This window comes from Pseudomonas sp. UBA7500 (assembly GCF_002478435.1).
Taxonomy (GTDB): domain Bacteria; phylum Pseudomonadota; class Gammaproteobacteria; order Pseudomonadales; family Pseudomonadaceae; genus Aquipseudomonas; species Aquipseudomonas palmensis.
In genome coordinates this window covers 41,498-65,248 of record NZ_DLNW01000023.1, presented here as the reverse complement: position 1 = coordinate 65,248, position 23,751 = coordinate 41,498, and the positions used below count along the sequence as shown (strand labels likewise).

General features: G+C 63.7%; 27 protein-coding genes. 1 reads left to right on the top strand and 26 read right to left on the bottom strand.

The genetic code is table 11. The features are described from left to right. Window position 1: 1 nt before the first annotated feature. From fliR to fleQ, 20 genes are all read right to left on the bottom strand, one after another. Window positions 2–778, bottom strand: a complete 777-nt coding sequence (gene fliR, locus B4I46_RS10905) for a flagellar biosynthetic protein FliR (RefSeq protein WP_054915627.1) — start codon at window positions 776–778, stop codon at window positions 2–4. A 7-nt stretch (window positions 779–785) separates the two neighbouring features. Beyond that, complete coding sequence (gene fliQ, locus B4I46_RS10900; RefSeq protein ID WP_043861818.1) at window positions 786–1,055, bottom strand: flagellar biosynthesis protein FliQ; 270 nt, start codon at window positions 1,053–1,055, stop codon at window positions 786–788. Between the two features lie 18 nt (window positions 1,056–1,073). Next, window positions 1,074–1,826, bottom strand: a complete 753-nt coding sequence (gene fliP, locus B4I46_RS10895; RefSeq protein ID WP_054915628.1) for a flagellar type III secretion system pore protein FliP — start codon at window positions 1,824–1,826, stop codon at window positions 1,074–1,076. Then, on the bottom strand, window positions 1,826–2,257 hold the full coding sequence (gene fliO, locus B4I46_RS10890; RefSeq protein ID WP_370409109.1) for a flagellar biosynthetic protein FliO: 432 nt from the start codon (window positions 2,255–2,257) through the stop codon (window positions 1,826–1,828). The genes fliP and fliO overlap by 1 nt, the downstream gene beginning before the upstream one ends. 24 nt (window positions 2,258–2,281) lie before the next feature. Continuing rightward, window positions 2,282–2,752 (bottom strand): flagellar motor switch protein FliN, encoded by a 471-nt coding sequence (gene fliN, locus B4I46_RS10885; RefSeq protein ID WP_043861815.1) that lies wholly within the window; start codon window positions 2,750–2,752, stop codon window positions 2,282–2,284. 48 nt (window positions 2,753–2,800) lie between these two features. Further along, window positions 2,801–3,769: a flagellar motor switch protein FliM gene (gene fliM / locus B4I46_RS10880; protein WP_043861814.1), complete on the bottom strand. Its 969-nt coding sequence runs from the start codon at window positions 3,767–3,769 to the stop codon at window positions 2,801–2,803. Window positions 3,770–3,778: 9 nt separating this feature from the next. Next, complete coding sequence (fliL, locus tag B4I46_RS10875) at window positions 3,779–4,276, bottom strand: flagellar basal body-associated protein FliL (protein WP_054915630.1); 498 nt, start codon at window positions 4,274–4,276, stop codon at window positions 3,779–3,781. 174 nt (window positions 4,277–4,450) lie between these two features. Next, window positions 4,451–5,767 carry a flagellar hook-length control protein FliK gene (locus B4I46_RS10870; protein WP_088515602.1) on the bottom strand — a complete coding sequence of 439 codons (1,317 nt, stop codon included), beginning with the start codon at window positions 5,765–5,767 and terminating at the stop codon, window positions 4,451–4,453. Window positions 5,768–5,838: 71 nt separating this feature from the next. Further along, window positions 5,839–6,204, bottom strand: coding sequence for an Hpt domain-containing protein (locus B4I46_RS10865; protein WP_043861811.1), 366 nt, complete (start codon window positions 6,202–6,204; stop codon window positions 5,839–5,841). 25 nt (window positions 6,205–6,229) lie between these two features. Beyond that, complete coding sequence (locus tag B4I46_RS10860; RefSeq protein ID WP_043861810.1) at window positions 6,230–7,945, bottom strand: fused response regulator/phosphatase; 1,716 nt, start codon at window positions 7,943–7,945, stop codon at window positions 6,230–6,232. After that, window positions 7,942–8,247 (bottom strand): STAS domain-containing protein, encoded by a 306-nt coding sequence (locus B4I46_RS10855; RefSeq protein WP_043861809.1) that lies wholly within the window; start codon window positions 8,245–8,247, stop codon window positions 7,942–7,944. Before B4I46_RS10855 ends, B4I46_RS10860 begins: the two co-directional genes overlap by 4 nt. Window positions 8,248–8,337: 90 nt before the next feature. Further along, entirely contained in the window at window positions 8,338–8,790 is a 453-nt protein-coding gene (fliJ, locus tag B4I46_RS10850) for a flagellar export protein FliJ (protein ID WP_043861808.1), read from the bottom strand. Between the two features lie 6 nt (window positions 8,791–8,796). Further along, window positions 8,797–10,155, bottom strand: a complete 1,359-nt coding sequence (fliI, locus tag B4I46_RS10845) for a flagellar protein export ATPase FliI (RefSeq protein WP_043861807.1) — start codon at window positions 10,153–10,155, stop codon at window positions 8,797–8,799. Further along, window positions 10,145–10,927, bottom strand: a complete 783-nt coding sequence (fliH, locus tag B4I46_RS10840; protein WP_054915633.1) for a flagellar assembly protein FliH — start codon at window positions 10,925–10,927, stop codon at window positions 10,145–10,147. Before fliH ends, fliI begins: the two co-directional genes overlap by 11 nt. Window positions 10,928–11,058: 131 nt before the next feature. Then, entirely contained in the window at window positions 11,059–12,078 is a 1,020-nt protein-coding gene (gene fliG / locus B4I46_RS10835; protein ID WP_043861805.1) for a flagellar motor switch protein FliG, read from the bottom strand. Then, on the bottom strand, window positions 12,071–13,849 hold the full coding sequence (fliF, locus tag B4I46_RS10830) for a flagellar basal-body MS-ring/collar protein FliF (RefSeq protein ID WP_043861804.1): 1,779 nt from the start codon (window positions 13,847–13,849) through the stop codon (window positions 12,071–12,073). Before fliF ends, fliG begins: the two co-directional genes overlap by 8 nt. A 15-nt stretch (window positions 13,850–13,864) precedes the next feature. Then, window positions 13,865–14,191, bottom strand: coding sequence for a flagellar hook-basal body complex protein FliE (gene fliE, locus B4I46_RS10825; RefSeq protein ID WP_043861803.1), 327 nt, complete (start codon window positions 14,189–14,191; stop codon window positions 13,865–13,867). A gap of 116 nt (window positions 14,192–14,307) precedes the next feature. Beyond that, complete coding sequence (locus B4I46_RS10820; protein ID WP_104572215.1) at window positions 14,308–15,693, bottom strand: sigma-54-dependent transcriptional regulator; 1,386 nt, start codon at window positions 15,691–15,693, stop codon at window positions 14,308–14,310. Further along, complete coding sequence (locus tag B4I46_RS10815; protein WP_286900119.1) at window positions 15,690–16,898, bottom strand: sensor histidine kinase; 1,209 nt, start codon at window positions 16,896–16,898, stop codon at window positions 15,690–15,692. Before B4I46_RS10815 ends, B4I46_RS10820 begins: the two co-directional genes overlap by 4 nt. Window positions 16,899–17,104: 206 nt before the next feature. After that, on the bottom strand, window positions 17,105–18,523 hold the full coding sequence (fleQ, locus tag B4I46_RS10810) for a transcriptional regulator FleQ (protein WP_235384250.1): 1,419 nt from the start codon (window positions 18,521–18,523) through the stop codon (window positions 17,105–17,107). Here fleQ and B4I46_RS10805 point away from each other — a divergent pair. Beyond that, window positions 18,470–18,658 (top strand): hypothetical protein, encoded by a 189-nt coding sequence (locus tag B4I46_RS10805; RefSeq protein ID WP_229590459.1) that lies wholly within the window; start codon window positions 18,470–18,472, stop codon window positions 18,656–18,658. The two genes, fleQ and B4I46_RS10805, sit on opposite strands and share 54 nt — an antisense overlap. Window positions 18,659–18,752: 94 nt before the next feature. On the opposite strand, the gene B4I46_RS10800 is transcribed toward B4I46_RS10805, so the two are convergent. The 6 genes from B4I46_RS10800 to B4I46_RS10775 all read right to left on the bottom strand — a co-directional run bounded on the left by B4I46_RS10800 (window position 18,753) and on the right by B4I46_RS10775 (window position 23,566). Further along, a complete protein-coding gene (locus tag B4I46_RS10800) occupies window positions 18,753–19,049 on the bottom strand; it encodes a flagellar assembly protein FliT (protein ID WP_043861799.1) in 297 nt (98 codons plus the stop codon). A gap of 9 nt (window positions 19,050–19,058) precedes the next feature. Further along, window positions 19,059–19,454, bottom strand: a complete 396-nt coding sequence (fliS, locus tag B4I46_RS10795; protein WP_043861798.1) for a flagellar export chaperone FliS — start codon at window positions 19,452–19,454, stop codon at window positions 19,059–19,061. Between the two features lie 133 nt (window positions 19,455–19,587). Beyond that, complete coding sequence (fliD, locus tag B4I46_RS10790) at window positions 19,588–20,997, bottom strand: flagellar filament capping protein FliD (protein ID WP_043861797.1); 1,410 nt, start codon at window positions 20,995–20,997, stop codon at window positions 19,588–19,590. A gap of 72 nt (window positions 20,998–21,069) precedes the next feature. Further along, complete coding sequence (locus B4I46_RS10785; protein ID WP_043861796.1) at window positions 21,070–21,435, bottom strand: flagellar protein FlaG; 366 nt, start codon at window positions 21,433–21,435, stop codon at window positions 21,070–21,072. A gap of 72 nt (window positions 21,436–21,507) precedes the next feature. Beyond that, window positions 21,508–22,356: a flagellin domain-containing protein gene (locus tag B4I46_RS10780; protein WP_043861795.1), complete on the bottom strand. Its 849-nt coding sequence runs from the start codon at window positions 22,354–22,356 to the stop codon at window positions 21,508–21,510. A 268-nt stretch (window positions 22,357–22,624) separates the two neighbouring features. Further along, the gene (locus B4I46_RS10775; protein ID WP_286900112.1) at window positions 22,625–23,566 is read right to left on the bottom strand and encodes a ketoacyl-ACP synthase III; all 942 of its coding nucleotides are present in this window, start codon (window positions 23,564–23,566) and stop codon (window positions 22,625–22,627) included. Window positions 23,567–23,751: the final 185 nt, after the last annotated feature.

Below are 23,751 nucleotides of genomic sequence, written 5' to 3'. Positions count from 1 at the left end.
CTCAGCTCGCCCTCGCCAGCTCACGCAGCCACTGCAGGGCCTCGGAGGCCAGCGCCTGGTAATGGGAAAGGATGTCGGCCAGGACAACCCAGAAAATCCCGAGCCCCAGCACCAGGGTCAACGGGAAACCGATGGAGAAGATGTTCAGCTGCGGCGCTGCACGGGTCATCACGCCGAAGGCGATGTTCACCACCAGCAGCGCGGTGATCGCCGGCAGCACCAGCAGCAGCGCCGCGCCCAGCACCCAGCTCAGCCGCCCGACCAGGTCCCAGTAGTGGTTGACCATCAGGCCGGTGCCCACCGGCAAGGTGGTGAAGCTCTCGGTGATCACCTCGAACACCACCAGGTGCCCGTTCATCGACAGGAACAGCAGCGTCACCAGCATGCTCAGGAACTGGCTGACCACCGCCACGTTGACGCCGTTGACCGGGTCGACCATGGAGGCGAAGGCCATGCCCATCTGGATGGCCACCACCTGCCCGGCCACCACGAATATCTGGAAGAACAGCTGCAGCGACAGGCCGAATACCGCACCGATGAGGATCTGCTCGGCAATCAGCAGCAGCCCGCTGAGCGACAGCGGATTGACTTCGGGCATCGGCGGCAGGCCCGGCACCACCACCACGGTGATCGCCAGGGCCAGGTACAGGCGGATGCGCCCCGGCACCATCTTGGTCCCGATGATGGGCATGGTCATCAGCACGGCGGCAATGCGAAACAGCGGCAGGATGAAGCTCGCCACCCAGGTGGCGATCTGCGCATCGGTCAACTGGAGCATCGCGCGCTCAGCCGATCAACTGGGGAATGCTGCCGTACAACGACAGGATGTATTCCATGAACTTCTGCACCAGCCAGGGCCCGGCCACGATCAGCGTGATCAGCATCACCAGCAGGCGCGGCAGGAAGCTCAGGGTCTGTTCGTTGATCTGGGTGGCGGCCTGGAACATGGCCACCATCAGGCCCACCAGCAGGCTCGGCACCACCAGCACGGCCACGATCATGGTGGTCAGCCACAGCGCATCGCGGAACAGGTCGACAGCAACTTCTGGGGTCATGTTGTTCTCCTCGGCGCGCTAGACGCCACCGAAACTGCCGGCCAGGGTGCCCATGATCAACGCCCAGCCATCCACCAGCACGAACAGCATGATCTTGAACGGCAGGGAGATGATCAGCGGCGACAGCATCATCATACCCATGGCCATCAGCACACTGGCCACCACCAGGTCGATGATCAGGAACGGGATGAAGATCATGAAGCCGATCTGGAACGCGGTCTTGAGTTCGGAGGTGACGAAGGCCGGTACCAGAATGGTCAACGGCGCCTCGTCCGGCGTGGCGATATCGGTACGCTTGGACAGGCGCATGAACAGGTCGAGATCGCTCTCGCGGGTCTGCGCCAGCATGAAGTCCTTGAGGGGCACCTGGGCCTTGGCCACCGCGTCCTGGGCCGACAGGGTCTCGGCCAGGTACGGCTGCAGGGCATCCTTGTTCACCCGGTCGAATACCGGCGCCATGATGAACAGGGTCAGGAACAGCGCCATGCCGGTGAGGATCTGGTTCGACGGCGTCTGCTGCAGGCCCAGGGCCTGGCGCAGGATCGAGAACACGATGATGATCCGGGTGAAGCTGGTCATCAGGATCACGAACGCCGGAATGAAGCTCAGCGCCGTCATGATCAGCAGGATCTGCAGGCTGACCGAGTACTCCTGCTGCCCATCCGCCCCGTTGGACAGGGTGATCGCCGGAATCGACAGCGGGTCGGCGGCCAGGGCCAGCGGCGCTGCGAACATCAGCAGCAGAGTCAACAGCATGCGCAATGCGCCCATCACGACTTGTCCTTTTGATCCTTGCCCAGCAGCTCCATCAGGCGCTGGGCGAATTCGGGCGTAGCCTGGCGGGCGCTGGCCGGTACCTGCACCGGCTCGGCCAGCACATGCAATGCGGTAAGGCTGCCCGGCGTATGACCGATCAGTATCTGTTCGTTGCCCACCTGCACCAGCAGCAGCCGATCACGCGGGCCGACCACGCGCGTGCCGACGATCTCGATGACCTGCTGGCCACGCGGCGTCACGTTCTGCACCCGGCGCAGCAGCCAGGCGAGAAAGAAGATCAGGCCCAGCACCAGCAACAACCCCAGCACCAGACGGCCCAACTGCCCGCTGGCACTGCCGGCTGCTGCCGTGGTCGCCGCGGCTGTCGTGGCCGCGGGCTGTGCCGCCAGTGCCAGGTCGAGCCAGAGCAGGCCGACCCCGGTCAGCCCCGCTTGCAGAAGACGCTTCACTCAGCGCAGCTTCTTGATGCGTTCGCTCGGGCTGATCACGTCGGTCAGGCGGATGCCGAACTTCTCGTTCACCACCACCACCTCGCCGTGCGCGATCAGGGTGCCGTTGACCAGCACGTCCAGCGGCTCGCCGGCCAGGCGGTCCAGCTCGATCACCGAACCCTGGTTCAGTTGCAGCAGGTTGCGGATGTTGATTTCGGTGCTGCCCACTTCCATCGAGATGCTCACCGGAATATCCAGGATCACGTCCAGGTTCGGGCCGTCCAGGGTCACTGCATCGTTGCCCTTGGGCGAGCTGCCGAATTCTTCCATCGGCAGGCGGTTGGGCGAGCCGGCACTGCTGCCGCCGTCAGCCGCCAACAGCGCGTCGATGTCGGACTGGCCGGCGTCGCCGGTCTCGCTCAGGGCTGCTGCCCACTCATCGGCCAGGGCCTGGTCTTCCATGGAGGTGATATCGTTTTCGTCAGCCATCTTGTCCTCGACGGGGCAATCAATTCGGAGTTAAAGCCAGGGTACCGATCAGCGGCGCTCGATCGGCTCGGTTACTTGCAATGCCAGTGTGCCCTTGTGCGAGCCCAACTTGGCCTTGAACGACGGTACGCCATTGGCGCGCAGTACCAGCTCGTCCGGCAGTTCGACCGGGATCACATCACCCGGCTGCATGTGCAGGATGTCGCGCAGGCGCAGCTCGCGGCGTGCCACGGTGGCGCTGATCGGCACGCTGACGTCCAGCACGTCTTCGCGCAGGGCCTTGATCCAGCGTTCGTCCTGGTCGTCCAGGTCGGACTGGAAGCCCGCGTCGAGCATTTCGCGCACCGGCTCGATCATCGAGTAGGGCATGGTCACGTGCAGGTCGCCGCCACCGCCATCGAGTTCGATGTGGAAGGTGGACACCACCACCGCCTCGCTCGGGCCGACGATGTTGGCCATGGCCGGGTTGACCTCCGAGTTGATGTACTCGAAGTTGACCGGCATGATCGCCTGCCAGGCTTCCTTGAGGTCGACGAAGCACTGGTCCAGCACCATGCGCACCACGCGCAATTCGGTGGGCGTGAACTCGCGGCCCTCGATCTTGGCGTGACGACCGTCACCGCCGAAGAAATTGTCCACCAGCTTGAACACCAGCTTGGCATCGAGGATGAACAGCGAGGTGCCGCGCAACGGCTTGATCTTCACCAGGTTGAGGCTGGTGGGCACGTACAGCGAGTGCACGTACTCACCGAACTTCATCACCTGCACGCCCCCCACTGCCACATCCGCCGAGCGGCGCAGCAGGTTGAACATGCTCACGCGGGTATAGCGGGCGAAACGTTCGTTGATCATTTCCAGGGTCGGCATGCGCCCGCGCACGATCCGGTCCTGGCTGGTCAGGTCGTAGCTCTTGATGCTGCCGGGGTCGGCGCCGCTATCGGTTTGCACCAGCCCGTCGTCGACGCCGTGCAGCAGGGCATCGATCTCATCCTGGGACAGCAGGTCCTGCATGGCCATCTTGGGCTCCTACTGCAATACGAAATTGGTGAACAGCAACTGGTCGATCACCAGCTTGCCGACTTCTTTCTGGGCCACTTCCTGCACGCTGGCGGTGGCCTTCTGGCGCAGCATCTCCTGGCCGACCGGGGTCGCCAGGGAGTCGAACGGCTGGCCGGAGAAGAGCATCACCAGGTTGTTGCGGATCACCGGCATGTGCACTTTCAGCGCATCCAGCGCAGCCTGGTCGCGCCCCTGCATGGTGATGCTCACCTGCATGTAGCGCTGACGACCGTTCTGGTTGAAGTTGACGACGAAGGCTGGCGCCAGCGGCTCGTAGATGGCCGCAGGCCTGACGTTGCTGACGGTTGCCGGGTCGACCTGAGGTTTGCTGTCGCCCCTTTGCAGGAAGAACCAGGTGGCGCCCACCGACAAGCCGATGGCCAGCAGCAATGCCAGCACCAGCAGCAGGATCAGCTTGAGTTTGCCTTTTACGGCGGGGTCTTTCACTGCTTCGCTCTTCGCCATGCCAATAATCCGTCACTCACAAGAGGTTTGTCCCACATGGCGAGGGTTGAGCAAGTGTTATGCCAGATTTGCGGGCCACACCGGCCCGATTGAGGAAGGCGACGAACGCAGGGGCAGATTCATCCGTGAAGGGCTGGGCAGCCGCCCCGCAACCGCCCAGCCCTACCCGTGCAATCAGGCGTAGAAATCGACCGCGCTGGACCCCAGCACCACCGGTCGCTCCACGGGCTGGGCCGCCGCGTCGGCGTCGGCCTCTTCGCCGCCCGCGCCTTCATTGCGACGCGCGGCCACGCCGCTGAGCTTCGAGGTGCCGTCCTGCGAGCCCTGCTGCTGCTCGCGGGACTGGTCGGCCACGTTCACGTCAGGTTGCGCCAGGCCCTGTTCGGCGAACATTTCCTTGAGCCGGCTGGCCTGGTTTTCCAGCGCTTCGCGCACCACCACGTTGCCACTGGTGAAGGTGATCTGCGCCTGCTGCTCGGGTGTCATGTGCACGCGAATGTCCAAGCGCCCCAGTTCGGCTGGCTCCAGCTTGATTTCAGCCGACTTCAGGTTCTGGCTGGACAGGTACATCACGCGATTGACCAGGCCCTCGGTCCAGCCACCCTGGTGCATCGCCAGCGGCTGGTTCAGCGGCATCGCCACCGGCACCGCATTGGCGGTCTTGGGCGTCGCGGCCTGGGTCAGCGCGCTGAGGCGCTCGGCAAAGTCATCGACACGGGTATCGCTGGAGGCGCCCTTGAGGTCCTTCAGGCCGTCATCGAGCAGGTTGCTGAAGCCCTTCTCGCCCGGCTCGCTGTCGCCCGGATCGGCCTGACGCGGGTCGAGCATGGCCGCCAGGGTATTGACGGCAGGCTGGCCCTGGGTGGCTTCGGGTTGCGCCGTGGTCGGCTTGCTGGCATGGGCAGAGGTGGTGCCCTGGGCCTGGGCGTTCTGCTCCAGGGCCAGGCGCAATGCCGGCAGGTCCTCGAGCACGTCGCCGGCCGGGTCGAAAGCGGGTTCTTCCGGGGCCGGTGGCTGCGGCGCGACGGCCGGGGCCTGCACCTGGGCCTGCAACTGTGCGGCAGCCGCCTGCACCACTGGGGCCACCGCTTCGGCCTGAGCCTGGATCAGCTGTGCGCCGGCCTGGGCGTCAGTAACCTGACCCGCCACCAGGCTCGAATCGAGCAGTTGAAGGTCATCGGCAACTGGCGTCGACTCGTCCGATGCCGGCTTCTGTTCAGGCAATGAATTGCCGCTGTCGGCAACAGTGCGCTCCTGATCGGTCGCCGTCTTGCCGGCATTTGCCGCCCCGGCTGCAACGCCCGCCTTGTCGGCATTGGGCACATCCGCCTTGGCCGGCAGCTTGTCGCGGGACTGATCGGCATACACCTTGGAGAAGCCCGCAGCCTTGTCATTGGCGACCTGGGGCACCTTTTCGGGCGCTGGCGCAGCCGTGCGCGAGGCCTTGGCCACGGCGGACGGTTGCAGCAGCGGGTTTGAAGCGACAGGCATGGGAAGGGTCTCCACTACAGAAGCGCGAACTTGAATAGCGAAGAGACTGCAAGAGTCGCGCCAGGTTTGCGCTACACAGGATGCCTGGCCGCCTGCGGCGACACGCGCTCCAACTCGGCGACATAGAAGGGACGCACTTCGAGGTACTCGCACCTGATCTGGCTGATCAGGTCCTCGATGCCGTGTGCCGGCTGCTCCATCACGCGCACTTCCAGCTGCCGACACAACTCGGCCAGGTCGGTGGCGCCCATGTTGCTGCAGCTACCCTTGAAACTGTGGGCAGCCTCACTCAGCTGCCGGGGGGAGCGGGCGTCGCGCAGTTGCACCATGCGCTTTTCGCAATCGGCCAGGAAGGTCTCCAGCAACTCGGCATACTGGCTACCCATGACCTCCCGCAACTCGCCCACTACCTTGTTATCGATACGCTGATCGGACACTTGCTCACTCCTTGATCAAGTTCAATTATGCCAGAGCCACCCAGGCGAACTCCACGCGGGCCCTGCGCCCTCCGTCGGCCCATTCGGCGTGACGGCTCAAACGCCGGATCAGGCTCAGGCCACGCCCGCACAACCGCTGCTCCAACACCGGTCGGGCCAGCACTGTACCCACATCGAAGCCACTGCCGCTATCTTCGATCTCAATCACCAGACGCCCGCCACCCGCTACGGGTTCAACCTGAAGGTGCAAGCGTATGTAACCTTCCTGCAATGCCTGCAGGCGTCGGCTGCGCTCCTGATAATAGGCGGCAAACCCCTGGGCGTCGCGCTTGAGGGCCGAGTCGAGGGCCAGCACACCGTGCTCCAGTGCATTGGTGTAGAGCTCGTTGAGCACGCTGTGCAGCGCACCGCTCTGGGGGCGCAGGCCGTGTATTTCCTGCAGTACCTGCAACAGATAGGGCAAGGGGTTGAAGCGTTTGAGGGTCTGCGCGCGAAACTCGAACGACAGCGACCAGTCCAGCGGGCTGGACTGGCCGCTGTCCGAATACACCAGCGGCGGCGGGGCCAGTGTCTGTGGCTCGACCACACTGATCTCGAGCATGCTGACATCGTCGCGGGACTGGCCGCGAAAGTCTTCGAGCGCCTGCAGCACATCCTCGAACAGGTGCTGCGGCGCACGGTTGCGCGCAAACACCTGGCGCAGGCGCTCCACCCCGAACAGTTGCTCGTCCTGGTCGCAGGTATCCACCACCCCATCGGACAGCAGGAACAGACGATCCCCCAACGCCAGCGACACCACCTCGGGGTGCTCGTCGAAACGCTCCGGCGCCAGCACCCCCAAGGGCAAGTGCCGCGACACCAGCGCCTGGGGCTCGCCACCGGCCGCGGGCAGCAGGTAGCCGTCCGGCATGCCGCCGTTCCATACCTCGGCCAGGCGCCGCTCGAAACTCAGGCTGAGCATCATTGCGCAGCAGAACATGTCCACCGGCAGGATGCGCTTGAGCTTGGCGTTCATCTCGCGCAAGGTTTCGGCCAGGCCGTAGCCCTTGGCGGTCATGCCGTAGAACACCTCGGCCAACGGCATGGCGCCCACTGCAGCCGGCAGGCCATGGCCAGTGAAGTCGCCCAGCAGCACATGCATTTCACCGGTCGGCGTGAACGCCGCCAGCAGCAGGTCGCCGTTGAACAGCGCATAGGGAGATTGCAGGTAGCGGATGTTCGGCGCATTCAGGCACCCCGAGTGCGTGACCTGATCGAACACCGCCTTGGCCACCCGCTGCTCGTTGAGCAGGTGACCGTGGTGGCGCGCCAGCTCGTCGCGCTGCTCCAGCACGGTCGCCTGCAGGCGACGCAGCCGATCCATCGCCTTGATCTTGGCGGCCAGGATCACCGGGCGATAAGGCTTGGGCAGAAAGTCGTCGCCACCAGCCTCCAGGCAACGCACCAGGGCTTGCTCCTCACTCAGCGAGGTAAGAAAGATGATCGGCACCAGCGCCTGGCCAGCCATCAGCTTGATCTGGCGAGCCGCCTCGAAGCCGTCCATCACCGGCATCAGCGCGTCGAGCAGCACCAGTTGCGGACGCAGCTCGGCAAACAGCGCCACTGCCTGCGCACCGTTCTCGGCCGTGATCACCGAATGCCCCTGCTCGCGCACGATGCGCGCCAGCAACAGGCGGTCGGTGGCGCCATCTTCGGCAATCAGCACGGTCAGCGACGACTGCTCGTTCACGAGGTCGCTCAAGTGATCTCGAACAGCTTGTCGAAATTGGAGATGGCGAGGATCTTGCGAACGTCGGAGCTGGCGTTGATCACCCGTATATACGCATCGTCGCCGCCGGCGTGGTCACGCAGCAGCAGGAGCATGCCCAGGGCGGAGCTGTCGAGATAGGTGGCGTCCTTCAAGTCGACGACCACGCCCTTGGAAGGTACTGGCTCGCGCTCGTAGCATTCACGAAACGCCTGGTGCTTGCCGAAATCGAACCGTCCCTTGACCCTGATCGTCAGGCTGTTCCCATCCGGCGATAGATCGTGCTCCACGGCCATATGCTCGACTCCTTCGATCATGGCGATTGCAGACACCACAGGTTTAGCAGCCCGCCCGCCCCTGGGCAACCTGCGCCGACCAATGCCGTGCTAGAAGCGATCGTGGCGCGGCAATCGCTGGGACAATTCGTCGAGCAGCTTCTGCTCGCGCTTGTCCTCGAGCATGCGGGCTTCATCGCGGTAGCGCTGTACCAGCTTGCGCAGGCCCTCGACCCGGGCGTAGGCCTGCTGCCAGGTGGCCCGTGCGTTGTTGAGGTTGGTCTGGTGCCACACCAGGCTCTGGTGTTGCTGGGCCACGGCGGTGTCCAGTTGGCTGAGAAAGCGCTGATAGCCCAGCAGCCAGCTGCCTGAAACGCCCTGGCCGCCCTTTTCCATCCACTGGTTCTGGTACTCGCTGCGAAACTGGTCCAGTTCCCGGAGCTTGGTTTCGGCCATGCTCACCTGCTGCTGGAAATGCCCGAGGCGCTGCACGGCCTTGCGCTCGGCCTCCTCGGCCATCTCCACCACCGGCACCAGGCGCGCGGCACGACTTGGCAGGGCCATCGGTTATCAGCCCGATGCCGCTGGGGCGAACACCGCCGCCAGTTCATCGCGGCTCTGCTCATGGCTGACGTTTTCATTGAGCCCCTGGCGCAGGTACTGCACCAACTTGGGTTGCAGGGAAATCGCCAGGTCCGTCTCGCGGTCGCCGCCAGCCACATAGGCACCCACGCTGATCAGGTCGCGGCTTTGCGACAGGCGCGACCAGAGCTGCTTGAACTGCTGGGCCTGGGTCATCTGCTCGGGGCTGACCACCTGCGGCATGACCCGGCTGATCGAAGCCTCGATATCGATGGCCGGGTAGTGCCCCTCTTCGGCCAGGCGCCGGGACAGCACGATATGGCCGTCGAGTACGCCCCGCGCGGAGTCGGCAATCGGGTCCTGCTGGTCGTCGCCTTCGGACAACACGGTGTAGAAGGCGGTGATCGAGCCACCACCGGCCTCGCCGTTGCCGGCGCGCTCCACCAGCTTGGGCAGCTTGGCGAACACGGAAGGCGGATAGCCCTTGGTGGCTGGCGGCTCGCCGATGGCCAGGGCGATTTCCCGCTGGGCCTGGGCGAAACGGGTCAGCGAATCCATCAGCAACAGCACGTTCTTGCCCTTGTCGCGAAAGTACTCGGCGATCCGCGTGCAGTACATGGCGGCGCGCAGGCGCATCAGCGGTGCATCATCGGCAGGGGATGCCACCACCACCGAGCGCTTGATGCCCTCCTCGCCCAGGATGTGCTCGATGAACTCCTTGACCTCACGCCCCCGCTCACCGATCAGCCCCACCACGATGATGTCGGCCTCGGTGAAACGGGTCATCATGCCCAGCAGCACACTCTTGCCCACGCCGGTACCGGCGAACAGGCCCAGGCGCTGGCCACGGCCCACCGTCAGCAGGCCATTGATGCTGCGAATGCCCACGTCCAGCGGCTGGCTGATGGGGTCGCGGTTGAGTGGGTTGATGGTGGGGCCGTCCATCGGCACCCAGTCCTCGGCCTTCATCCCGCCCTTGCCATCCAGCGCCCGGCCGGCACCATCCAGCACGCGACCGAGCATGCTCATGCCCATCGGCAGGCGGCCGCTTTCGGCCAGCGGCACCACCCGCGCACCGGGCGCGATGCCGGCAACGCTGCCCACCGGCATGAGAAACACCCGGTCACCGGCAAAGCCCATGACCTCGGCCTCGACCTGCACCGGATGGTAGCTGTCGTCGTTGATCACCAGGCAGCGGCTGCCGACGGCAGCGCGCAGGCCTTCGGCCTCCAGGGTCAGGCCGACCATGCGCAACAACCGCCCCTCCACCACCGGCTGCGCCGGCAGGCTTACGGCCTCGGCATAGGTGCCCAGGCGCTTGCCGAAGCTGGTGCGGTCAAGGCGCATCGGGCGTGGCCTCGCGGGTGCCCGCGTCGCCAGCAAGGTCGACGTGCAAGTCTGGCGCGGCAGGGTGCAGGCCCTGGTCATGCAACTGGTCGAACAACTGGGTCATGGCCTTTTCGATGCGGGTCTCGACGGTGGCGTCGATACGGCTGTGCAACGTCTCGATGCGGCAACCACCGGGCAACAGGGCGTCGTCTTCGAGCAGGCGCCAGTTTTCCTCATGACGCTCGCGCAAGGCCTTGGCCAGCTCGAAGTCCTGCGGATTGACATGAATGCGGATGTTTTCGGCGCCCATCGGCAGCAGCTTGAGGGCCTCGCGCAGCACGTGGGTGATCTGGCTGGAGTCGGTGGCCAGCTCACGCCCGATCACCTCGCGGGTGATGCGGCTGACCATGTGCACCAGGGCCTTCTCGATCTGGTTGTCCTGCTCGGCGATCGGGTCGAGCAGGTGGCCCATCAGCTGCTCCAGGCTCGCCAGCTTGGCGCTCAGGGCCACTTCGGCCTCCTGGCGGACCTTGAGCTGGGTGCTGTGAAACCCTTCGCGCTCGCCGGTGGCAAAGCCTTCGTTATAGGCTTCCTGGCGAATGCTTTCGAGCTCTTCGAGGGTCAGCGGCTGGACTTCTTCCAGCGGCACTTCTTCGACTTCCTCGACGATTTCCGGCTCGGGTTCGGGCTCGGGTTCCGGCTCCGGGTCGAAGCTGGGCAGCGCCCAGCGGTCGAAGCCCTCGACGTCGCGGGCGGGGATCAGTTCACTCAGGTGCTCGTTGGTCGACATGATTCCACGCGTTCAATTGGGTAGGCGCCGGGGTGGTCGGCGATGCGGCTGCCAGGCACCGGCGTGTACCGCGTTGAGGCATCCGCCGGCAAGGCCGGCTCCTGTGGAGGAGCCGGGGCCGGCGAACGGCTTTAGATCATTTCTTCGGCGCCCTTGCCGCCAAGCACGATCTCGCCGGCTTCGGCCATGCGCCGGGCAATGGTGAGGATCTCTTTCTGCGCCGTTTCCACGTCGCTGACCCGCACCGGGCCCTTGGCCTCGAGGTCGTCACGCAGCAGCTCGGAAGCCCGCTTGGACATGTTCTTGAAGATCTTGTCCTTGACCTTCTCGTCGGCGCCCTTGAGCGACACCACGAGCACGTCCGAGGACACTTCGCGCAACAGCGCCTGGATACCGCGGTCGTCGACATCGGCCAGGTTGTTGAAGACGAACATGAGGTCTTCGATCTGCTCGGACAGCTCGCCGTCGACGTCGCGAATCGCGTCCATCAGCTGGCCTTCGACCGAACTGTCGAGGAAGTTCATGATGTCGGCCGCGCGCTTGATACCGCCCAGTGTGGTACGCGCCGCGTTGGAGTTGCCCGAGAACTGCTTCTCCAGAATCTGGTTGAGCTCCTTGAGCGCCGCCGGCTGCACGGTGTTGAGCGAGGAGACGCGCAGGATGATGTCCAGGCGCACCTTGTGATCGAAGTTGCCCAGCACCTCACCGGCCTGGTCGGGGTCCAGGTAGGCCACCACGATGGCCTGGATCTGCGGGTGCTCGTAGCGGATCACGTCAGCCACGGCACGCGGCTCCATCCACTTCAGGCTGTCCAGGCCGCTGGTGTTGCCACCCAGCAGGATGCGGTCGATCAGGCCGTTGGCCTTGTCCTCGCCCAGGGCCTGGGTGAGCATCTTGCGGATGTAGCCGTCGGAGCCGACACCCAGGCTGGTCTGGTCGCCGACGATCTCGACGAACTCGCTCATCACCTGCTCGACCTGTTCGCGATGGACGTTGCCCATCTGCGCCATGGCCACGCCGACCCGCTGCACTTCCTTTGGGCCCATGTGGCGCAACACCTGCGCCGCATCGGTTTCACCCAGCGACAGCAGCAGGATGGCCGCCTTGTCGACACGGGTCAGTTTGGCGGTAAGGGCTCGATTATCACTCATCGGCGTTGATCCACTCTTTCACGACCTGGGCCACACGACCCGGGTCTTCGGCCACCAGGCTCTTGATTGCGTTCAGCTGAGCGTCGTAACCCTCGCTCGGGCTAGGCAACAGAATGCTTTGCGGACCACCCAGGCTGACGCGGTCGTTGGCCAGATCGCCATCCAGACCGAGCATGCCGCCCAGTTCCATGTCGCCATCGGCACCGGCGCCCTGCTTGCCGTTGCCGGTGATGTTGTTGAGCACCGGGCGCAGCACGCCGAACACCAGCACCAGGATGAACAGCACGCCCATGACCTGCTTGATGATGTCCCAGAACCACGGTTGCTGGTAGAACGGAATCTCGGTGAACACTTCGCCACGGTCGGCGGCGAATGGCACGTTGATCACGCTGACGCTGTCACCGCGGCTGGCATCGAAGCCGACGGCGTCCTGCACCAGGCGCGTGAAGCGCGCCAGGTCTTCGGCCCCCCATGGGGCGCGGGTCGACTCGCCAGTGGCCGGATCGAGCTTGACCTGGTCGTCGACCACCACCGCGACCGACAGGCGGCTCAGGCGCCCCTGCTGCTGGCGGGTGTGACTGATGGAACGGTCCAGTTCGAAGTTCTTGGTCGACTGCTGACGCTTGTCGGCCGGGTACGGTGCGAGCATCGGCTGGCCGGTGGCCGGGTCCATGATCTGCTGGCCGTTGGCGTCCAGCAGCGGCTGGCCTGGTTGCACCATGCCCGCGGCAGCCTGTGCCTGACCGGTCTGCTGTGGCGCAGTGGCCGGGCCGGGTGGCTGGTTGCTCAGGGCACCAGGCACGCCCTGCGGGCCCATGCTGCTGGAGCGTTGTTCGTTCACCGACTGCTCGCTGCGCAAGGCAGGCTGGTCGGGGTTGAACTGTTCGGAGGTGGACTCGACCGCACTGAAGTCGACGTCGGCGGAGACTTCGGCCTTGTAGCGGTCGTTGCCCAGCACCGGCAACAGAATGTTGTGCACGCGCTGGGTGAGCATGCCTTCCATGCGGCGGCTGTAGTCGAACTGCTTGCCGGCCATGGTCAGCTCGGAGTTCTCGCCCTGGTCGGACAGCAGGTTGCCCTTCTGGTCGACCACGGTCACCTGGGACTTGTTCAGTTCCGGAACGCTGGACGCCACCAGGTTGACGATGGCCGCCACCTGGCCGGGCTCGAGGCCACGCCCCGAATACAGCTCGACCAGTACCGAGGCACTGGGCTTGCGCTCGTCGCGCACGAACACCGAGCTTTTCGGAATGGCCAGGTGCACGCGGGCACCCTTGACGTTGTTCAGGCTGGAGATGGTACGCGCCAGTTCACCTTCCAGGCCGCGACGATAACGGGTGGCCTCCATGAACTGGCTGGTGCCCAGCCCCTGCTCCTTGTCGAGCAGTTCGAAGCCGACGTTGCCGTCGCCTGGCGCCACGCCGGCCGCGGCAAGTTTCAGGCGCGCACGGGAGAGGTCTTCGGACTTGACCAGCAGCGCCCCGGAGCTGGGCTCGACGTTGTAGGCGATGTCGGCGGCGGACAGGGTGTCCATGACCTGCTTGGTGTCCATGCCGGCAAGGCTTGGGTACAGCGGGCGGTAGTCGGGCTGCTGCGACCACAGCACCACGGCAAAGCCGATCGCCACGCTCGCCGCCAACCCGACCAGCAGGCCGACCTGACGCAGCATGGGCATCTCTGCGATGTTTTCCAGAAAGGACATGCCGAACAGCGGCGGCTTGGGCGCCGGGCTGCCTTTGGCGGGCACGTTATCAACGACTGCTTCGGCCATGACTCAATCTCGCCCTTATACCGGCATCTGCATGATGTCTTGATACGCCTGCACCAGCTTGTTGCGCACCTGGGTCAAGGCCTGGAACGACACGCTGGCCTTCTGCGAGGCGATCATCACGTCGGTAAGGTCGACGCCGCTCTTGCCGATCTCGAAGGCGTTGGCCAACTGGGTGGACGCCTGCTGGGTATCGCTGACCTTGTTGATGGCCTGGCCAAGCATGTCGGCAAAACCGCTCGAGCCAAGCTCTGGCGCAGGGGCAGCCTTCGACATCGACATGGCGTCCGCCTGCATGGCCCGCATGTCCAACATCAATCGATTAAATTCAACACCTTGGCTCATTGACTCTTCTCTCCGACGACCCGCATTTTTTTGACACTACGCAGCGGACAGGCAGAACTTAGCAACAAGAGTGCCAGCTCTACCCACAGGACCAACAAAAACGACCGGTTACGGCGTCACACGCCGCTGGCGTAGAGACTCGCCTCCACATCCAGGCCGGCATCACGCATCTGTGCCAGCTTGTAGCGCAAGGTGCGCGGGCTGATGCCCAGACGCTCGGCAGCCTCCTTGCGGCGCCCGCGCTCGGCGCGCAGGGTATCGATGATCACCTGGAACTCGTGGCGGCGCAGGTCATCCCCCAGCCCGGCTGGTTCGGACGGCTCGGCCAGCACCGGCACCGGCTCTACGGGCGATGTCGCCAGCAGCGGCAGCACCCCGGCCAGGCAGAAGTCCGCCGCCTCGATCACCCCGCCCTGCTGCAGGATCAGCGCCCGCTGGATGGCGTTGTCCAGCTCGCGCACGTTGCCCGGCCACGGATAGCCTTGCAGGCAGGCCTGGGCCTGGGCCGACAGGCGCACGGGGGCATGCTTCATTTTATTGACGTGTCGCGCCAGCAGACGCTCGGCCAGCGGCAGAATGTCGGCGCTGCGCTCGCGCAGCGGTCGCCAGGCCAGCGGGAACACCGACAGGCGATAGAACAGGTCTTCGCGAAACCGCCCCGCCGCCACTTCGCCGGCAAGGTCGCGGTTGGTGGTGGCGACCACGCGGATGTCCAGCGCGATCGGCTTGCGCCCGCCTACCCGCTCGACCTCGCGCTCCTGCAGCACTCGCAGCAGCTTGGCCTGCAGCCCCAGCGGCATTTCGGAAATCTCGTCGAGCAGCAGCGTGCCACCGTCGGCCTGCTCGAACTTGCCTGGCTGGGCGGCTATCGCCCCGGTGAACGAGCCCTTTTCATGTCCGAACAACGTCGCTTCGAGCATGTTGTCGGGGATGGCGGCGCAGTTGATGGCCACGAATGGCTGGTCGGCACGCAGGGACTGCTGGTGAATGTAGCGCGCCAGCACCTCCTTGCCGGTGCCCGATTCGCCGGAAATCAGCACGGTGGAATCACTGCGCGCCACCCGCGCGGCCAGTTCGAGCAACTGCGCACTGGCAGGCTCGCGCGCCACCGGACCGTCGGCGTCCGCGCCGCTGGCAACGCCCAGGGCATGACGGGCCACCAGGTCGAGCAAAGCGCGCGGCTCGAAGGGCTTGACCAGATAGTCCGCAGCGCCCTGGCGCATCGCATCCACTGCACGCTCAACGGCGGCGTGCGCGGTCATCAGCAACACCGGCAACTGCGGCTGGCGGGCCCGCAACGCGGCCAGCAACTGGTGGCCGTCCATGCCCGGCATGTTGACGTCGCTGACCACCAGGCTGAAGGGCTGACTGGCCGCCACTTCCAGCGCTTCTTCGGCCGAGCCCACCGCGTGATAGGCAAAGCCACCCAGCTCCAGGGTATCGGCCAGGGCCTGGCGCAGTACGCGGTCATCCTCGACCAGCAGAACCTTGATCGCCCTCATGCCGTTGCCTCCAGCGGTGCGCCGATCAGCGGCAGGGTCACCAGCGCGCAGGTACCGCGCCCGGGGCGCGAGCGCAGCTGCACGGTGCCCTGGTGTGCTCGGGCAACCGCCATCACCACCGCCAGGCCAAGCCCGGTGCCAGTGGCCTTGGTGGTCAGGAACGGCTCGCCCAGGCGCGCCAGCAATGCACTGTCGATGCCCGGCCCGGCATCGCTGATGCACAGGCGCAGGCTTTGCCCGCGACGATACAGGTGTACCTTGAGCCGAGCAGCGCCGGGCGCGGCCTGCAGGGCGTTTTCAATGAGATTGAGCAGCGCCCCCACCAGGGTGTCGCGGTTGCACAGCAATTCACCCAGGTGGCTGTCGCACTGCCAGCGCACAGCATACCCCTGTACATGTACCTGCGCGGCCTGCTGCAGCGCCTGGAACAACGCCTTGGGGGTCACGCGGTCGGTCAGCGGCAGTTCGCCGCGGGCGAACACCAGCATGTCGCGTACCTGGTGCTCGAGTTCGTGCAGACGCTCCTTGAGGCTGCCGGCAAAACGCTGACGGGTGTCCAGCGGCAGGTCCTGCTCGGCCAGGTGACTGGCATACAGCAAGGCGGCCGACAGTGGCGTGCGGATCTGATGCGCCAGCGAGGCCACCATCCGCCCCAGGGTCGACAGGCGCTCGTGCCGCGCCAGCTGGCTTTGCAGGTGGCGGGTTTCGGTGAGATCGGTCAACAGCACCAGCTGGCCCGGCTCGGCATCCAGCGAGCGGGTAGCGATCGACAGGCGGCGACCATCGCGCAGCGACACTTCGTGGCCGTCGTCCTCGCGCGGCGCAAAGCTGCGGGCGATCACCTGACGCCACAGCTCGCCCACCAGCGGCTGGCCCAGCAGTTCGACGGCGGCCGGGTTGGCCTCGCGCACGCGGCCCTGGCCGTCGATCACGATCACCCCGCCGGGCAACAGCGACAGCAGGTTCTGCAGGCGGTTGGCCAGTCGCTCCTTCTCCGCCAGCTCCGCCATGCGCTGCGCACTGACCACGGCCAACTCCCCCTTGAGCTCGGTGACACGGGCCTCGAGCAGGTTGTAGGACTGGCTCAGCTGGGTCGACACCTGGTCGAACAGGGCAAACGCCTGCTCGAGCCCCTGACGACTCTGCTGTTCGGCGGCGTCAGAACGCCTGGGCTCGGCGGCGGGGATGTGGGCGGCGTGGGGCATGGGTTGCTCTCTCGCATGGCTCACCGTCATAAAACGGTATGTTGCCAGCGGTATAGCAATAGCCGTGCCGGATACTTTGACGGGGGGTTGCCAGCAGCAGCGGCGCGCCGCCCAAAGCCAGCAAGGGCAGGCTTTACAGCCCTGTGGAAAATAGGGGTATTGCGTTCGGCAGGCCCCGGTCGGGGCCTGCCGGCAGGAAGCAGGCGTCAATCCTCCGCCTGTTCGTCTCCATCGCGACGGCTCATGCCGTACTTGCGCATTTTTTCCACCAGCGTGGTGCGGCGGATGCGCAGGCGCTCCGCGGCACGCGCCACGATACCGTTGGCATCGTCCAGCGCCTGCTGGATCAGGCCCTGCTCGAGGCTGCCCAGGTAGTCCTTGAGGTCGAGACCTTCGGGCGGCAACATCGCATGGTTGCTGAAATTGGGCGTATGGCCGTTGATTGCCACGCGCTCTTCCAGGTCCGAGCGCAGGCTGTCGACCAGTTGCTCGTCTTCATCATCGACGTAGCGGAACTTCTTCGGCAGCTCGGACACGCCGATCACGCCATACGGGTGCATGATCGCCATGCGCTCCACCAGGTTCGCCAGCTCGCGCACGTTGCCCGGCCAGCCATGGCGGCACAGCGACATGATCGCGGCGGAATTGAAGCGGATCGACCCCCGCTTCTCGTGCTCCATGCGCGAGATCAACTCGTTCATCAGCAGCGGAATGTCTTCGACCCGCTCACGCAGCGGGGCCATCTCGATCGGGAACACATTGAGGCGGTAGTACAGGTCTTCGCGAAAGCTGCCCACCTCGATCATGCTCTCGAGGTTCTTGTGAGTGGCGGCGATGATGCGCACATCGATGCTCTGGGTCTTGTTGCTGCCCACACGCTCGAAGGTGCGTTCCTGCAGCACGCGCAGCAGCTTGACCTGCATCGGCAGCGGCATGTCGCCGATTTCGTCGAGAAACAGAGTGCCGCCATTGGCCAGCTCGAAACGCCCGGCACGGCTGGTGATGGCGCCGGTGAACGCCCCCTTCTCGTGACCGAACAGTTCGCTTTCGAGCAGCTCGGCCGGGATCGCGCCGCAGTTGACCGGTACAAACGGCGCTTCACGGCGCTTGGAATGGTAGTGCAGGTTGCGCGCGACCACTTCCTTGCCGGTACCCGACTCGCCGAGGATCAGCACGCTGGCGTCGGTGTCGGCCACCTGCTGCATCATCTGGCGCACATGCTGGATGGCGCGGCTGGTACCGACCAGGCTACGGAACAGGTTGGGCTCACGCTGACGACCGCGCTCGCGGGCCTGGTCGTACATCTCGCGATAGACCTGGGCACGGTGCAGCGAATCGAGCAGCTTGCTGTAGCTGGGCGGCATCTCCAGGTTGGAAAGCACCCGGCGGCGCAGGTCCTCGGGCAACTCGGCAGAAGATATTTCACCCAACAGCAATACCGGAAGGAACTCATCCCAGGCAGCCACGGTCTTAAGCAAGCCCAAAAGGCTTGCCGGAGCGTTCACGGTGCCGACCAGGACACAGAGTACTTCACGGCTGGATGACAACGACTGAACGACCTGCTGCCAATCGTGGCTGGAGCAGGAAAGATTTTCTTCGCCAAGAAAATTCAGCACCACCGCCAGGTCGCGGCGGCGAGCGTCATCGTCATCGATCAGGAGAATTTTGGTTTCACGCCACATGCAATCGAAACTTCCCTAGTCAACTCGACACCCAATGTGGGCATGCTCGACATCCATTCCGACTGGAGCGGTCAGTGATCGGACGTCTGAAATTAGAAAACAGCCACTAGTTAAGTCAAAAAATCGTACACAGTCAAATTTATGGCGCACTGCATTTTCGAACCGTCCAGCGTCAGCTGAACAGATGGTATACCTTTGCGGCGTTTTTCGCTTGGCGGATCTGCGTCATCTCGTCGACTATTGTTTGACGTTCACCACTTGCAACATCAATTAGTTGGCGGTAGACGTCGAGTAATTCCTCAAGACTGGTGCGCAGAACCTGTTCGTTGGTCGATGCCTCGGCCAGTACGTCCTCGACGCAAACACGGCAGCTCAGGTCCAGTTCGGTGATCGTTTCCCAGTCGCGGCTGGCCAATGCCCCGAGCAGGGCTTCGCGGGTTTGTTCGATACGTTCGAGCACGGCACTCATGGCGTTCTCCTAGACGTCGGCGACCTGATCGCCGATCGCGTCCCAACCTTCCTTGACGGTAATCAGCAGGCGTGCGACTTCATTGAGGATCTCCGGGTCGTTCTGCACGTTGGCCTCGACCAGGCGCCTGCTCATGTAGGCGTACAGCCCATCGATGTCGGCCAGTGCCTCGGCCTGGTTTTCGAGGTCGAGCCCTTCGCGCAGACCGCCGATGATCCCGATGGCCTTGCCGATCAGGATGCCCTTCTGGGCCAGGTCATTGCGCGCGATTGCACCTTTGGCCTGCGCGATGCGATCCAGCCCGCCCTGCATGAGCATCTGCACGAGACGGTGCGGGCTGGCCTCGGAGGTCTGCGCCACGCCGTTGACTTTCTGGTACTGCCGAAGGGCCAACATAGGGTTCATGTTCTACCTCGTAACAAACGAAAAGGTTCATATACCGCCTGTATCGCCTGCGGGTCAAAAAACTTTAACCCCGAAAACGAAAAGCCCGGAGCACCCGAAGGGGTGCTGCCGGGCTTTTTTGCGGCCCCTGCTATCAGGAGTTCTTCTGCTGCGCTTCGATCGAGGCGAACATCGAGGCAATGTTCTTGCGCTGCGCCTCGAGCTTGCCGACCAGGGTATCCATGGCCACGTAGCGTTTGGTCAGCGACTCGGTCAGCGACGCAATGCGCCGATCCAGGGCCTCCTGCTGGTTCTCGAGGTCTTTCTGCAGCCTGTCCAGGCCGTTCTTGCGCGAGTCGAGAATGCCACCGGTCTGCAGGTACGGTTCGATCGCCTTGTTCATGTGCGCGAACACGCCATTTTTACCGGTGAAGAGCTCCTGCACGTCGGCACCGAGCTTCTTGTCCTTCATCGCCGCGTCGTACTTGACGGAGTTGAACTCGAGGGTACCGTCCTTCTGGGTGTTGATGCCCAGCTGGCTGAGGGTGGTCAGGCGGGTACCGTCCGACTCGGTCGCCAATTGGCTGCGCAGGTCGCTCAGCAGCGAACGGGTGGTCGGGTCGTTGGTCAACGGGCCCAGCACGGTGTTGCCATCGGCATCCTTGCTCACGGAGGTCAGGTTGGTGACCGCCTTGATCAGGGTGTTATAGGCATCGACATAGGCCTGCACCGATTTTTTCAGGCCATCGGTGTTCTCGCCCACCGTAACCTGTACAGCCTTGCTGTCGTCGGGGCCGGTTGCCTGAAGCAGGTCCAGGCTGATGCCACTGATGGCACCGGTGACGGTATTGCTCTTGCTCGTGACCGGCAGGCCGTCGACGTACAGTTTTGCGTCCTTGGCCGGCTCACCGATGTAGCCGGCACCGTCACCAACCATCTTCTCGCCCGGCGCGATCTTGAGCGCGTCGATGGTGCCGTCGACGGAAATGTCCGTACCCTCACCGGTCTTGGTCGAACTGAACACCAGGCGCGAACCGTCTGCACCATTGACCAGGTTGGCAGTGATGCCTTTCTCGGACAGCGACGAGTTGATGGTGTCGCGCACGGACTGCAAGGTTGCACCAGGGCCGACCTTGACGGTGTGGGTGACACCGTCCTGGGTAATCAGCAGGTCACCTTCGGGAATCGGCGTAGTGGCACCGGTGTCGAAGTTCTGGCTGGCCACCTTGGACGAGGTGGCCAGGTTGTCGACACGGATCGTGTAGGTACCGGGCACCGCGGTATTGTTGGAGGTTGCCTTGATCGCGGCGTCGTTGCTGGACGTTGCCGCATAGGCATTGAACGACGGCGCGAGGGGATCATTGAGCTTCTTCATCGCCGCCTGATAGACAGACAGCGCGCTCTTGAGCGATGCGACACCAGAAAGCATGGCCGAGTTGTTGGCAGTCTGGCGTTTGATCTGGTTGGCTTTCGGATCGGTTTCAGACGCCACCAGCGTGCTGACGATCTTGTTGATATCGACGCCAGAACCCAGACCGGTGCCCGGTAAAATTGAACTCGCCATTGCTATTCCCTCTTGGTTGCGCGCCGCCCCTAGCCGATCAAGGCTAGCGAACGTGCTGCTCGGACGCCAGCATCAGACCTTGGCGTTGAACAGCAGGCTGTTAACATCGCTCAGACTGTGGGCAATTCTCAACGCCTCTTCCGAAGGAAGTTGGCGGATCAGCTCACCGGTTTCACTGGCGATGACTTTAACTACAATTCGGCCGGATTCTTCATCCGTGGAAAATTCGAGATTGCGACGCGACGAGGCGAGAAACTTCTCGATGTCCTTGAGCGCGTTCTTGACCTTCTCAGCTTCGGTCAGGCCGCTGTCGGCGCTTTCCTTCGCTGGCTTGATGGATTCGACAGCCTCCACGGGCTTGACCGCAGGGCGCTCGGTGGGCTGCTCCACAGGCTTTGCAGCCTGGTAGGACAGGTTCAGCTTGACGCTCATATCCATGCCAACCACCTCTCAATGCAAAAGGCGGGGGAGCGCCACAGGTGCACTCCCCCGCCGATAACCATCAGGCGATTACTGAAGCAGTTTCAGTACGGCGGATGGCAGTTGGTTGGCCTGGGCCAGAACCGAAGTCGAAGCTTGTTGCAGAGTCTGCTGCTTGGTCAGCTGAGCGGTCTCGGCAGCGAAGTCGGTATCTTGTACACGACCACGGGCAGCGTCGGCGTTTTCGTTGATGTTCTGCAGGTTGTTGATGGTGCTGGTCAGACGGTTCTGAACGGCACCCAGTGCAGCACGGCCTTCACCGATGGTCTTGACCGCAGCATCGATCGCGTCCATTGCAGCCGAGAAGTTGGTCTCGGCAGCGGCGCTGTCGCTACCGGCGATGGTGATGGCGTTGGTGATACCCAGGTCGCTGGCCAGGTACTTGCCGGTCAGGTCGATGCTGATCTGGTTGATGCCACCGGTTTCCGAACCGACCTGGAAGGTCATGGTGCTGGCGGAACCGTCCAGCAGGTTCTTGCCGTTCAGCTGGGTGGACTGAGCGATACGGGTCAGCTCGTCACGCATCTGGGCGAATTCGGAGTTCAGCGAGTCACGGTTATCCGAATCGTTCGAGTCGTTTCGCGATTGCAGAGCCAGTTCACGCATACGCTGCAGGATGTTGACCTGCTCTTGCATCGCGCCTTCAGCGGTCTGGGCGATCGAGATACCGTCGTTGGCGTTTTTGATTGCCATGGTCTGACCGCGGATCTGCGAGGTCATACGGGTAGCGATCTGCAGGCCAGCGGCGTCGTCTTTGGCGCTGTTGATTTTCAGGCCGGAAGACAGGCGAGTCATCGAGGTGCTCAGGGCGTCGGAAGCGCGGTTCAGGTTTTTCTGAACGTTCAGCGACGTGACGTTGGTGTTTACGGTTAATGCCATGACGAATTCCTCGTTTGTGGGTATTGCGGCTTCCGGCCCTGGCAAGCGCCGGGTGTGGCCTAGAGAACCTTCGTAATAGTTATCGTCGTCTGTGCAGGTTGCTTTAGGGGTTTTTTGAAAATTTTTACTGGCACCCTGCCACTCCAATGAAATCAAGGGTTTGACGCCAGCTTTATGGCCCCTGCGGCACAGCCTTGGTTGTGGCATACCGCCAAGGCAAAAAAAAGCGCCACCTTCAAGGCAGCGCTTCTGTAGACGGGAGGTCGGTTCAGTCCCGACGCTCGATGATTGCCGAGCCCCACGACAGGCCCACGCCAAAACCGCTCAAGGCCACACGCCTGTGCTGGGTGCCCAGCACGTGCTTTTCCAGCAGCAACGGAATGCTCGAGGACACCGTGTTGCCGGTCTCGACCATGTCCTTGACGAATTTATCGATGGTTTCGGGCTTGTCTTCCTCGAAGCGGCGCGCCACGGCATCGACGATTGCCGCACTGCCCTGGTGAATGCAGAACAGGTCGATGTCGTTGGCCCCCAGGTTGCTCGCCTCGAGCAACTGACGCAGGTGCGCAGGCACCTTGAGCAACGCGAAGTTGAACACCTGGCGACCGTTCATGAAGAACACCCCGTCATTCACCTTCAGGTGCTCTGCGCCGCCACCGTCGGTGCCAAAGCTCGATTTGCCCAGTTGCCAGGCCGCGTCCTCGCCCATCCAGGTGACCGTGGCAGCATCACCGAACAGCATGGTGGTGTTGCGATCTTCCGGATCGACGATCTTGGAATAGGGATCGGCGGTGATCAGCAGGCCGTTCTTCAGCCCCGCCGCCTCCATGAAGCCCTTGATGGCGTAAAGGCCGTAGACGTAACCGGAACAGCCCAGGGAAATGTCGAAGGCTGCCACGTGGGTGGGCAGGCCAAGCTTGTGCTGGACGATCGCGGCAGTGTGCGGCAACCCTTCGGCGTCGCCGTTCTGGGTGACCACGATGAGCACATCGATCGACTCCGGGGACAACGAAGGATTGGCAGCGAACAGGACCTTGGCGGCCTCTACACACAAGTCCGAGGTCTCCTGACCTGCCTCCTTGCGCGGCAGAAAGGTCGAACCGATCTTGCCCAGAATGAAGTCCTGATCCTTGCCGAATTTCGCACCCTGGGCGTAATTGTTCAGACCCTCGACAGGTACGTAACTCGCGATACTTTTGATGCCAATCATTGTGGCTTCCCGATAGATATGCGGATTTTCACGGGCCTCACTCCCCTGCAGGCAAGGGATCTCACGCAGCGCCGCTCCAGGCCACCTGCACCGCCCGCTGATTCATTAGCTTAGAGATGCACGTTTCGACTGCCAAGTCACGGCATTGTACGCGAACCAGGGCGATGCTTGTGCACAGCACTTCA